13 protein-coding genes are annotated in these 11,381 nt (G+C 64.3%); 7 read left to right on the plus strand and 6 right to left on the minus strand.

Annotated features, from left to right (window positions below):
* The first annotated feature begins 10 nt into the window (after nt 1–10).
* The gene (locus ACO59D_RS10140; protein WP_485126873.1) at nt 11–856 is read left to right on the plus strand and encodes an ABC transporter ATP-binding protein; all 846 of its coding nucleotides are present in this window, start codon (nt 11–13) and stop codon (nt 854–856) included.
* Nucleotides 853–1,998, plus strand: coding sequence for an ABC transporter substrate-binding protein (locus ACO59D_RS10145; RefSeq protein ID WP_485126874.1), 1,146 nt, complete (start codon nt 853–855; stop codon nt 1,996–1,998). The genes ACO59D_RS10140 and ACO59D_RS10145 overlap by 4 nt, the downstream gene beginning before the upstream one ends.
* 15 nt (nt 1,999–2,013) lie before the next feature.
* On the opposite strand, the gene ACO59D_RS10150 is transcribed toward ACO59D_RS10145, so the two are convergent.
* Nucleotides 2,014–2,568, minus strand: coding sequence for a hypothetical protein (locus ACO59D_RS10150; protein ID WP_485126875.1), 555 nt, complete (start codon nt 2,566–2,568; stop codon nt 2,014–2,016).
* Nucleotides 2,569–2,692: 124 nt separating this feature from the next.
* Between ACO59D_RS10150 and ACO59D_RS10155 the strand changes: the two genes are divergently transcribed.
* Nucleotides 2,693–3,472, plus strand: a complete 780-nt coding sequence (locus tag ACO59D_RS10155) for a Rossmann-like domain-containing protein (protein ID WP_485126876.1) — start codon at nt 2,693–2,695, stop codon at nt 3,470–3,472.
* Here ACO59D_RS10155 and larD read toward each other — a convergent pair.
* From larD to ACO59D_RS10175, 4 genes are all read right to left on the minus strand, one after another.
* Entirely contained in the window at nt 3,469–4,194 is a 726-nt protein-coding gene (larD, locus tag ACO59D_RS10160) for a D/L-lactic acid transporter LarD (protein ID WP_130810895.1), read from the minus strand. The two genes, ACO59D_RS10155 and larD, sit on opposite strands and share 4 nt — an antisense overlap.
* A gap of 227 nt (nt 4,195–4,421) precedes the next feature.
* The gene (locus ACO59D_RS10165; RefSeq protein WP_485126877.1) at nt 4,422–5,306 is read right to left on the minus strand and encodes a DegV family protein; all 885 of its coding nucleotides are present in this window, start codon (nt 5,304–5,306) and stop codon (nt 4,422–4,424) included.
* A 168-nt stretch (nt 5,307–5,474) separates the two neighbouring features.
* The gene (locus ACO59D_RS10170; RefSeq protein ID WP_130810893.1) at nt 5,475–6,491 is read right to left on the minus strand and encodes a GGGtGRT protein; all 1,017 of its coding nucleotides are present in this window, start codon (nt 6,489–6,491) and stop codon (nt 5,475–5,477) included.
* 29 nt (nt 6,492–6,520) lie between these two features.
* Nucleotides 6,521–7,255, minus strand: a complete 735-nt coding sequence (locus tag ACO59D_RS10175) for an iron-sulfur cluster assembly scaffold protein (protein ID WP_485126878.1) — start codon at nt 7,253–7,255, stop codon at nt 6,521–6,523.
* Between the two features lie 198 nt (nt 7,256–7,453).
* On the opposite strand from ACO59D_RS10175, the gene ACO59D_RS10180 reads away from it, so the two are divergent.
* Together ACO59D_RS10180 and ACO59D_RS10185 are read left to right on the plus strand one after the other, a co-directional pair.
* Nucleotides 7,454–8,368: a DMT family transporter gene (locus ACO59D_RS10180; protein ID WP_485126879.1), complete on the plus strand. Its 915-nt coding sequence runs from the start codon at nt 7,454–7,456 to the stop codon at nt 8,366–8,368.
* A gap of 21 nt (nt 8,369–8,389) precedes the next feature.
* Nucleotides 8,390–8,692: a hypothetical protein gene (locus tag ACO59D_RS10185; RefSeq protein WP_485126880.1), complete on the plus strand. Its 303-nt coding sequence runs from the start codon at nt 8,390–8,392 to the stop codon at nt 8,690–8,692.
* Nucleotides 8,693–8,828: 136 nt separating this feature from the next.
* Here the strand turns inward: ACO59D_RS10185 and ACO59D_RS10190 are convergent, their stop codons facing one another.
* A complete protein-coding gene (locus tag ACO59D_RS10190; protein WP_485126881.1) occupies nt 8,829–9,689 on the minus strand; it encodes a DegV family protein in 861 nt (286 codons plus the stop codon).
* 109 nt (nt 9,690–9,798) lie between these two features.
* Here ACO59D_RS10190 and nudC point away from each other — a divergent pair, with 109 nt between their 5' ends.
* Both nudC and ACO59D_RS10200 read left to right on the plus strand, forming a co-directional pair.
* Nucleotides 9,799–10,677, plus strand: a complete 879-nt coding sequence (nudC, locus tag ACO59D_RS10195; protein WP_485126882.1) for an NAD(+) diphosphatase — start codon at nt 9,799–9,801, stop codon at nt 10,675–10,677.
* Nucleotides 10,678–11,043: 366 nt separating this feature from the next.
* Complete coding sequence (locus ACO59D_RS10200; RefSeq protein WP_485126883.1) at nt 11,044–11,343, plus strand: hypothetical protein; 300 nt, start codon at nt 11,044–11,046, stop codon at nt 11,341–11,343.
* Nucleotides 11,344–11,381: the final 38 nt, after the last annotated feature.

An 11,381-nucleotide genomic window follows, 5' to 3' on the forward strand; every position in this document is an offset into this window, starting at 1 on the left:
GGCATCTGGCGTGAGCTTCAACGTCTCGAACCTCTCATTTTCCTACGGCGAGCGAGAGGTGCTCCACGACGTCTCGTTCAGCCTTGGCGATGGCTGCCTGGGCGCGGTCCTTGGCCCCAATGGCGCAGGCAAGACCACGCTCTTCCGTTGCGTCTTGGGGCTGCGCGACGACTACCGGGGAAGCATCGAGGCCAACGGCCACGACGTCGCGCGTCTCTCAGTGCGCGAGCGAGCGCGCGAGATGGCCTACATACCGCAGGCCCACGCAGCACCCTTTGACTACGAGGCCATCGACGTGGTGCTCATGGCCTGCGGGACAGACATGGGCATGCTCCGGGCGCCCCGGCGCGAGCACGAGGAACGCGCCATGGACGCCCTCGAGCGCGTGGGCATCGCCGACCTCGCCCATCGCGTGGTGACGAGGCTTTCCGGAGGCCAGCAGCAGCTGGTGCTCGTGGCGCGTGCGGTGGCGCAAAACGCCCGCTCCATCGTGATGGACGAGCCCACGAGTGCGCTCGACTTCGGCAATACCGCTCGCGTGCTCGAGCTGGTGCGCTCGCTGGCAGACGAGGGCCGGTCCGTGCTTCTCTCCACGCACCAGCCCGAGCAGGCCTACCTCTACGCCGATAGCGTGATCGCGCTTGCGGACGGGAGGGTGGCGGCGGTGGGGAGTCCTGCCGAGGTGGTTACGTCGGAGGGTGTGAGCGGCCTCTACGGCATGGGCGTGCTGGTGAGCCCCCTCTTTGGCGACAGGGCGCGCGCCTGCGTCCCCGTCTCGTGTTTGCGTTCGTCCGCGGCGGCGCCTTCGCGGGAGGGCCGCGAGCCGTCACGGCTGAAGGGAGATCGATTGACATGACACGACAGCATCAGATGACGAGAAGGGGCTTTGCCTCAGCGCTTGCATGCGCGTTGGGCCTGGGCATCACCGGGGGGCTTGCCGCCTGTGGCAACCAGGCGTCCACAGGCGCCAATGACGCCTCGTCCTCCTCTGTGGGGTCTGCCGCAGAGGCCTCGTCAACACGGACCTTCACGGATTCCTGCGGCCGCACGGTCGAGCTTCCGGCTGAGGTCGCCAAGGTTGCGCCTTCGGGTCCCCTGGCCCAGCAGATCCTCCTCACGGTTGACACCTCGAAGCTCTGCGGCATGGCCACCAAGCTCAGCGACGACCAGAAGAGGCTGTTTGGCGACGCCGCGGTCGAGCTTCCGGTCTTTGGCCAGATCTATGGCGGCAAGGGTGACTTCAACAAGGAGTCCGTGGCCGATGCCGCACCCGACCTCATCATCGACGTGGGCGAGGCGAAGGACACCATCGTGGAGGACATGGACAACCTCCAGGAGCAGCTCGGCATTGCCTGCGTGCACGTGGAGGCAACGCTTGACACCTACGATTCCGTCTACGAGCAGCTGGGAGGGCTCCTTGGCGAGGAGTCGCGGTGCTCGGACCTCTCTGCGTACTGCAGAAACGCCTACGACGAGGTAAACGCGGTTGTCTCGACGCTTGCCGACACCGATAGGCCCAAGGTGGCCTACCTCCTGGGCGACTCGGGCCTGAACGCCATTGCCAAGGGTAGCTACCAGGGCAACGTCATCGATTTTGTCGCGGAGAACGCGATTGAGGTCGAAAAGGCATCTGGCTCGGGTATGGGCCAGGAGGTGAGTCTGGAGCAGATCGCTACCGTGGACCCCGAGATGATCGTCTTTGGGCCGGACAGCATCTACGACACGGTGGGGTCGGATTCTGCCTGGGCAGGCATTGCCGCGATTCGCGACCAGAACTACTTCCAGGTTCCAAGTGTGCCCTACAACTGGCTTTCCAGCCCTCCGTCGGTCAACCAGGTGCTGGGTATGCAGTGGTTTGCTCGCCTGTGCTACCCCGACCGCTTCCAGACGGGCGTCAAGGATGTGGCCGTCTCGTACTTCAAGACGCTCTACGGATACGACCTCTCCGACGAGGAGTGCACGACCATCCTGGCAGGCGCCCTTCCCAAGGGAGAGTAGGGCAAGGCGTTTTCCCTAGGCCTCACCCAGCCCGAGGGCGCAAAGCACAGGATCCGCGTCCTTGGGCATGGGCCCAAAAACCGCAGGCGTACCCCATGCTGCCGAGAAGCGCTGCGTGGCCTGGTCGCAGAGCTCCGGTCTCACCACCACGATGGCATGGGGCCAGGCAGGCTGGGGGCCTAGGTCGAGAAGGGTCAGCGCCTCGGTGAGGCCCTTTCCACGCACAAGCTCGAGCGGGCCCAGCTCGTCTATTGCAAGAAGCCCTGGGCGTGCAGCGGCGGCGCATGACCGAAGCCCTGTGAGGTGCTCGTTCACGCGGGCGATGGCCCCATCCGAGAAGTCCCAGCCGCAGCCACTCGCGGCGGCCGTGGCAAAGACGATGCGGATGGTGCCCGGAAGCAGGACGTTGTCGATGCCCGTCTTCTCCAAGGCTCCCGTGGGAAGGCGCCGCCAGCGTCCGGGCGCAAGGACGCCATAGGTGGGGATGCCCGCCCTGCTCGCCCTTGCCACGGCGGATTCCAACCAGCAGGTCTTGCCCGTCTGACGCTGTGAGCTGAGAATGGCAAGCATGTGGCCTCCAACGAGGGACGGGGAGCAAAGATGGGGGAGCAGATCGCTTTCCCATTGTAGGCGTGGGTCTGGTTGACGGTGGGTCACCCGTGTGGGTGATCCGGTGCATGGGAACAGGTACGACATGACAAATGCGTGGACACTCTACGACGGGCTTCTCGCCCCCATTCCGCCTGGCATCTGCGTGAGGGACGCCTGCCTGGGGACGCACTGGAGCTACGTCGAGGCGGAGTGCGGCATGGGCGTGGCGGCCACCTGTCGGGGTGGCAGGCGCGAACGCTTGAGCGGGGTGCGCGGGCAGTCCCTGGCCGAGGTGGGAGCGCTTGTGCGCTCATGGGACCTCGAGGTGGCCACGCTCGGTGTGGCTGCAATAAATGCCTGGTACAACAGGGAGGACTTGGTCCGTGACGCCTCGGGTCGCGTTGGGGGCCCAACTGGTGGCGACCCTTTTCGCGAGCTGCCGGGAGAGCTCTCTGCCTTCGAGCGGGAGCACGGACGTCGCGCCCAGCTCGTGGTGGTGGGGCGCTTCCCCCATATGGAAGGGCTTGAGGCGGCGGCGGACGTGCTGGTGCTTGAGCGCGAGTGGCGAGACAGGCGCGACCTTCCGGACACCGCCTGCGAGTACGTTCTTCCCGAGGCGGACTTTGCCCTCATCACCGGCATGGCCGAGACGAACCGGACCATGCCGAGGCTGCTGGAGCTTGCGAGGGGAGCGAGGGTGACCGTCGTGGGGCCGTCAGCCACGCTCTCCTCGGCGCTTCTCGATGCTGGGGCAAGCGCGGTTGCGGGCAGTGTGGTTGCGGACCCCGAGGCCGTGCGCGCAGCCATTGCCGTTGGTGGCTCCCCGCTTGCTGCTGGGGGCCTTGTGCCGGCCCTTCTCGCACGGCAAGGCCCAAACCCCTAGAACAGCCCGAGGAACCCGTGCACGAAGAGGGCTGCTACCGCCGCGCCCACAAACGGCGCGATGCCGGGGACGGTGAGACCGTACTTCCAGTTGTTGTCACACTTGCTCTTGATGGGAAGCAGCTGGTAAGCCATGCGAGGGCCAAGGTCGCGGGCCTGGTTCATGGCAAAGCCCGTGATGCCACCCATGCCCATGCCAATGGCCCACACCAGAAGGCCAACGCAGATGGCGCAGAGAAGCAGGTTATCACCCGCGTAGTGCGCAATGGCGAGAATGCCGGTGATGAAGAAGAAGGTGCAGAGCGCCTCGCAGAAGAAGTCGTGCGGGAGGTTGTTCCTGGTGGGGTTGGTCGAGAAGATGTTGCGCTGTGCGATGGGGTCCACAACGCCCTCGGACGCCTCGAACTCGTCCTTGTACATGAACCAAGCGATGGCGGCACCCGCAAAGCCGCCGAGCATCTCGGCAATCACGTACGGGACGAACATCGACCAAGGGACAAGGCCGAGGATGCACTGGGCAAGCGCCATGGCGGGGTTCATGCAGATGGAGCCGCCAAAGATGAAGAGGCACACCGAGATGCCAAACGACCACGTCGTAATGGCAAACATGTGGCCAGAGCCCTGGTATTTGGTCCCCTTGAGTACGGTGTCGCAGTGGACGCCGACGCCAAAGATGATCATGAGGGCCGTACTCCCGAACTCGGCAAGGATGTTGTAGGGCATGGGGGCTCCTTCTCGACGTGTTGCGTGTGGGTGGGTGTGCGGGTGAAATCTGCCGTTCGCTGCAAGAATCATACCGTTAACGGAACAGAATGAGGATATTTTCTCATTTCTGCGAGAGAAACGCATAAATTAGCGGTGATGGGATACAGACGGCGATACCGAGGGATCGCGCCCGTTCGCGTCCAAGGTGCCTTCGGCTGGTCCGCCGTGGTGGCACTGTCCCCTCGCTATGCACGCCTCCTGCCCCAGAAGAACGTGGCAACCGTGCCAGGGCCGGTGTGGCAGCCTATGGTCGCGCCTATGTCGAAGTGCCGGACCCTCCCGTCCATATGCCGGAATTGCCCCTCGATTAGCTTGGCGACGTCGCGGGCGTCCTCCAGGCAGGCGGAGTTGCTTATGAACACCTTGCCCTGGTAGTCGCTGCCGCCTTGGGCAAGCTCGATCATGTGCTCCAGCACGCGGCGCTCGGCCTTGCGCTTGGTGCGGATCTTCTCGCACACGGCCAGCGAGCCGTCCGGCGCCACGTTCATGACGGGGCATATCCTGAGCACGTGGCCAAAGAAGCCCGCGGTCTTGGAGATCCGGCCACCGCGGATGAAGAACGAGAGGTCAGACGAGAAGAACCAGTGCTGGACCTCGCGCTTGTGCCTCTCCGCCCAGGCGGCCAGCTCGCCCAGGCCCATGCCAGACTCCCTCAGCTCGGCAAGCCTGTCCATGAGCAGGCCGTAGCCGGACGAGGCGGCCAGCGAGTCCACCACGACCACGCGTCGGCCCGGGAACTCGCGGGCAATCCTGTCGCGTGCGATGCAGGCCGAGTTGTGGGTGCCCGAGATGCCCGAGGAGAGCGTGACGTGGAGCACGTCCTGGCCGCCTGCGAGGAACGGGCGCCAGAAGGCCATGTAGTCGCCAACGGACACCTGGGAGGTTTGGGTCTTGGCGCCTGCCTCCATGCGCGCAAACAGGTCGGCGGGAGAGTGGGTCTGCCCGAAGTCGTCCTTGCACTGCTCGCCGTCCAGCTCGTAGTTGAAGAAGACGTAGCGGATGTCGCGCTCCCTGAGGAAGCCCTCGTTCACGTCTGCGGTCGAGCAGCAGCTTAGGATGTAGCTAGGCACCTGGGCCTCCGAATCGTCTTGGGCGTGTGAAGAGCATACCATCCCACGGTGCGAGGGAGCCACCGCAGCGCAGCCAGCGCGTCGGCGTGCCCGGCAAGGGCCCAGGGCTCAAAAAAGCCCGCCGCCCAGATGGGGCAGCGGGCCAAATGCCTTGCATGGTGAGAAGCCCTACTTCTTGAGGGACTCCTCGACGGCAACGGCGCACGCAACGGTGCAACCGACCATGGGGTTGTTGCCCATGCCGATAAGACCCATCATGTCAACGTGTGCGGGCACGGAGCTGGAGCCGGCGAACTGGGCGCTGGAGTGCATGCGGCCCATGGTGTCGGTCATGCCGTAGGAGGCGGGGCCGGCAGCCATGTTGTCCGGGTGCAGGGTACGGCCGGTGCCGCCGCCCGACGCCACGGAGAAGTACTTCTTGCCAGCAAGCACGCGCTCCTTGAAGTAGGTGCCCGCAACGGGGTGCTGGAAGCGCGTGGGGTTGGTGGAGTTGCCGGTGATCGAGATGTCGACGTTCTCGTGCCACATGATGGCAACGCCCTCACGGACGTCGTCGGCGCCGTAGCAGTTGACCTTGGCGCGCGGGCCGTCGGAGTAGGGGATGGTCTCGACGACCTTGAGCTCGCTCGTGTAGTAGTCGAACTGCGTCTTCACGTAGGTGAAGCCGTTGATGCGGGCGATGATCTGGGCGGCGTCCTTGCCAAGGCCGTTCAGGATGACGCGAAGCGGCTTCTTGCGGGCCTTGTTGGCGTTGTTGGCAATGCCGATGGCGCCCTCGGCGGCAGCGAAGGACTCGTGGCCGGCCAGGAACGCGAAGCACTCGGTGTCCTCACCGAGGAGCATGGCGCCCAGGTTGCCGTGGCCAAGACCGACCTTGCGGTCGTCGGCAACGGAGCCAGGGACGCAGAAGGCCTGCAGACCCTCGCCGATGGCGGCGGCAGCCTCGGAGGCCGTGGTGGCCTCGCCCTTCTCGGCCTTCTTCAGCGCAATGGCGCAGCCCAGGGTGTAGGCCCACTTGGCGTTCTCGAACGCGATGGACTGGATGCCGGTGGTGATGTCATAGGGGTTGAAGCCACGGTCGCAGCAGAGCTTGAGGGCCTCCTCGAGGTCCTTGATGCCGTACTGCTCGCACGCCTTGTTGATCTGGTCGATGCGGCGCTCGTAGCCTTCGAACGTGATGGCCATGTGCTGTACCTCCTTCTCTCTACTCGGGGTTACTCGTGGACGGGGAACGTGGACTCGGTGCTGTGGGTCTCCTCATCGGTGCGAGGGTCGATGAACTTCACGGCCTGATCCCACTGGCCGTAGTGGCCCATGGCCTCCTGGACAGCCTCTGCGGGGTCGACGCCGGACTTGACTGCGTCGGTGAACTTGCCGAGGTTGAGGAACTCAAAGCCCACGATCTCGTCGTTCTTGTTGATGGCCATGCGGGTGACGTAGCCCTGGGTGAGCTCGAGGTAACGGGCGCCCTTGGCGGCAGTGCCATACATGGTGCCCACCATGGAGCGAAGGCCCTTGCCAAGGTCATCGAGGCCGGTGCCAACGGGCAGGCCATCCTCGGAGAAAGCGGTCTGGCTGCGGCCGTAGACAATCTGCAGGAAGAGCTCGCGCATGGCGACATTGATGGCATCGCAGACAAGGTCGGTGTTCAGGGCCTCAAGGATGGTCTTCTTGGGGAGGATCTCGGCGGCCATGGCGGCGGAGTGGGTCATGCCCGAGCAGCCGATGGTCTCGATGAGGCACTCCTCGATGACACCGTTCTTGATGTTGAGGCTGAGCTTGCAGGCACCCTGCTGCGGGGCGCACCAGCCAACACCGTGGGTGTAGCCGGAGATATCAGTGACCTCCTTGGCCTGGACCCACTTGCCCTCCTCGGGGATGGGCGCCGGTCCGTGGTATGCGCCCTTGGCAATCGGGCACATGTGCTCCACTTCTGCCGAATACTGCATGTGTTCTCCTCTCCGAACTCCCTCGCCGGTGCCCCTTGCACCGACGCGATCGTTACCGGCCATGCCGGTTAGAGCCCTGGTGCCGGAATTCCTCCAGCACCTCCAAGTTTAAGGCATGCACGGGGCTACGGAGACGAGCGTGAGAAAAATCCCTGCGCCTACCGTGTGAGACCGTTCTCGGGTCGTATAATCGTCCGCATGCCAAACGCGCGAGACATACGGGCCGCCCCCCTGTGGGCATGGAAGATAGGGATGCTGTCCTGCGCCGTCATCTGGGGCGCATCGTTCGTCGTCATCAAAGACACACTGGACGTTGCCCCCGCATGCTGGCTCATGGCCATCCGCTTCCTGACCGCCACCGTGCTCATGGCGGTCATCTTCCGGAAGCGGCTGCGCGACAACTTTGACTGGAGCCATGTTCTTGCGGGGGGAATCCTGGGCGTGCTGTATGGCGCGGGGTTTGCCGTCCAGAACCTCGGCCTCGCCTACACCACGCCGGGGAGAAGCGCCTTTCTCACCGCGACCTATTGCGTGCTGGTGCCGTTTATCAACTGGGTGGTCGTCCGCAGGCACCCCGGCGCGTCGAGCCTGGTGGCGGCGCTCCTGAGCATCGTGGGTATCGCGCTCATCTCGCTGGGGGATGACATGCGCCCGTCGCTGGGATCCGGCGAGTGGCTCACGCTTCTCTCGGCGGTGTTCTTTGCCCTCCAGATCGTGTTTGTCGACAGGCTCACTGGCTCGCACGACATGACCACCATCTCTGTTGTGCAGCTGGGCTTCATGTCTCTGACCTGCGCCGTGTTCTCGGTGGTTCTGGGCGAGCAGGTGCCTGCGCTGTCTGGGCTTGGCACCTCGTTCTGGCTTTCCCTTGCCTACCTGGTGGTTCTCTCGTCCTGCGTGACAACGCTTATCCAGAACGTTGGGCAGGCCGTCGTGCCGCCGGCGCAGTCTGCGCTGCTCCTCTCGCTTGAGAGCGTGTTTGCGGTCATCGCGAGCGTGGTCTTCTACCACGAGCTGCTCACGCCCCAGCTGGTCCTGGGGTTCTCGCTGGTGTTTCTCGGCGTGCTTGCAAGCGAACTCGGGCCGCGTATGGCTGGCCGCAGTCGAGGTTGATTCGGGGCGGGTACAGCGGGCTTGACATCGACCTTGCCGGTGGCCTGTCGCCTGGCCTTCTCGGCGGTTGCCTCATCGGCCTCCTTAGTGGTTGCTGCACAGGTTTTTGGCGGTCTGCCCAAAATTATTGCGCGTTTTTTGAATGCTCACAGTATTTTCCCAGTTGGCCACTTGGTAGATGTGGACGAGCGCGCAATAATTGCCGTCCGGGAACCGCTGGAGCCAAGCTTCTCTGGTAAGTTGCTCGATTATTGCGCGCTGGTCCGGGTGCTCACAGAGTTTACCCAGTTGACGGGCCGGCGATTGCAAACGAGCGCGCAATAATTTCATCCCGAGAAAAGCGGACTGCCGAGAAAAACAGACTGCCGAGAGGGGCAATCCGCCGGACCCGCAGCCGATACCAGCCGCACAAAAGCCCCCGACACCGAGGCGCCGGGGGCCGCAAGCAACCAGCTGAGTTCTACTCCGCGGCCACAGCCGCGATGCCAAAGGCGCCCGGGCCGGAGTGGCTTGCAATCACGCAGCCGGACTTGACCCACTCGATCTCCTGCGCGCCGTGGTCGCGCAGGATCTTCTCGACCAGCGCCCTTATCAGCGGGTCGGGGGCATTGCCCACCGTGTAGGTGAGGTTCACGCGCGAGAGGTCCATGGGCTCGCGGGTCACGAAGTCCTCGACGAGCTGGCCCACGCACTTGACCATGGCACCGCGACGCTTCTTTGTGGCAACGAGCTTGCCGTCGAGCACCTCGACCGTGGGCTTGATGCGCAAAAGCGTCGCGCCGAGAAATGCCACGTTGGAGAGGCGGCCACCCGCACGCAGGTACTCCAGGTCGCCGGGGATGAAGGCAAAGCGGATGCGGCGCACCTGGCTCTCGACGAAGGCCCTGACCTCGTCTTCCGTGCCATCGGGGTTGACCTCCATCATGCGGGCGACGTTGGTGACCACCAGACGCAGCGCACAGGAGACGGACTTGGTGTCCATCATGGTCACGTAGTCGCGGCCCTCCGCGGCGAGGTGCGCGCTGCGGTAGGAGACCGTGGTTGCGGCGGAGTAGGCCAGGTAGAGGATCTTGGCCGTGGGGTACTCCTCGTGTATGCGGTCAAAGGCCGCGGAGAAGTCTGCAGGTGTGCAGCCCGAGGTCTGGGGTAGTTTGCCCGTGGTCTTGTAGTACTCGTAGAGCTCCTCGGGCGGGAAGGAATCGTCGTCGCGGGAGAGTTCGCCAAAGTTCACGTGCATGGGAACAACTACAATGCCGTGGCGACGCGCGGTCTCCTCATGGATGTCGGAGCCGGTCTCGGTGACGAGGATGTAGTCTGCCATGGTTGCCTCCGCAGCCCGTGTGGTGATATTTCAACGCATCTTGTAGCTATTGTAGGGATATCTATGAGACAAAGGGACAGTCCCTTTGTCTCATCGGGGAGGGGCGAACGTGATCCAGGAGACGGGCAAGGCGTACGACAACCACTTCGAGCCCAAGGAGCCGGAGCCCCAGAGCTACGTGCTGCACTATCGTGACCGCTCAGCGCTTGTGCGCGTGGTGGCCGCCGGCGAGCGCGGCGCGGACGAGTTTTCCTCGGGCGAGACGATCGAGCTGCCGCGGCTGGCGGACTATCCCGCGGCACCTGAGTGCACCGTCTTTGCGTTTCACGTGGGCGAGGAGGACTTCTTCCTTGCGCTGGACGAGGACGTTGCGGTGCCGGCAGGTTTTACCTACGAACGCGTTGGCTGGCTGCGCGGCGTTGGGCCTGCCGACCTCGCGTTTGCGGCGGCCGTGGGATCGCAGCTTGCCTCGTGGTACCGGGACAACAGGTTCTGCTCGCGCTGTGGCCACGAGATGGAGCTTGCCCCTCACAGCCGCGAGATTGTGTGCCCCAACTGCGCAAGGATCGTGTATCCCAAGATTCAGCCAGGCGTGATTGCCGCCGTGACGGATGGCGAGAGGATCGTGCTCACGCGCTACCAGGGACGCGCGCTCAAGCTGTGGGCGCTTGTGGCCGGGTTCACCGAGATTGGCGAGTCCGTGGAGGACACCGTGCGCCGTGAGGTCATGGAGGAGGTGGGGCTGCGCGTGCGCGACCTGCGCTTCTACAGGAGCCAACCCTGGCCCTTCTCGGACACGCTGCTCATGGGCTTTTGGTGTCACGTTGACGGAAGCCGCCGCATACGGACCGACCACCAGGAGCTTGCTGAGGCGCGTTGGTTTGCCCCGGACGAGATTCCGCTGGAGCGGACGAATGACCATGCCAGCCTCACGGGAGAGATGATCGAGCTGTTCCGTACGAAGGGGGCAGCGGGGCTGGAGCTGTAGCACGGCACCCGTCGCCTGTGACGCGCGTATTCAGTAATCTGAATGTATCCTAAAAATCATGCATCATGCCATGCATCATGTCTAGAAAAGGAAAACAGAATTATTTCTGTAAAACAGCTAATTAATTCGCTTGAATTCCCACTGCTAGCGCAACAGCAAAAGACGAGGTAGCGGCCCATGGGTCCTACAATGGCGCTTGCGACGACGTCAATCGGAGGGAGCCGGCATGGGCCGCTACAGCCATCTTAGCATCGGGGAGCGCGAGGACATCATGGTCCGCTGGAGGGACCACGAGGGCGTGAGCCGGATCGCGAGGGAGATCGGCAGGGACAAGTCCACGGTCTCGAGGGAGATCGCCAGGAACGGGTGGGCCTCCGCGACGCCGCGCAGGCGAGGGCGGACGCGAGGAGGCTCGCCTGCAGGCGCCCCAGGGCGCTCGGCGACCCCGGGAGGCGCTCGCTGGTGGCGTCCCTCATCCGCGACAGGCGCTGGTCGCCCGAGCAGGTGGCGGGCAGGCTCCGCATGGAGCTGCCGGGGATGGCGGTGAGCAGGAGCACCATATACCGCGCGGTGAACGCGGGGGACCTCGACTGCGAGCTGCCCGGCTGGCACTCGATGCGCAGGAGGCTCAGGCACCGCGGGAAGCGCAGTGTTGAATTTCAATAGGAACTGCGCGGATGGGACTGCGGCGGTTAATTTGGACC

Source organism: Tractidigestivibacter sp. (genome assembly GCF_057241865.1).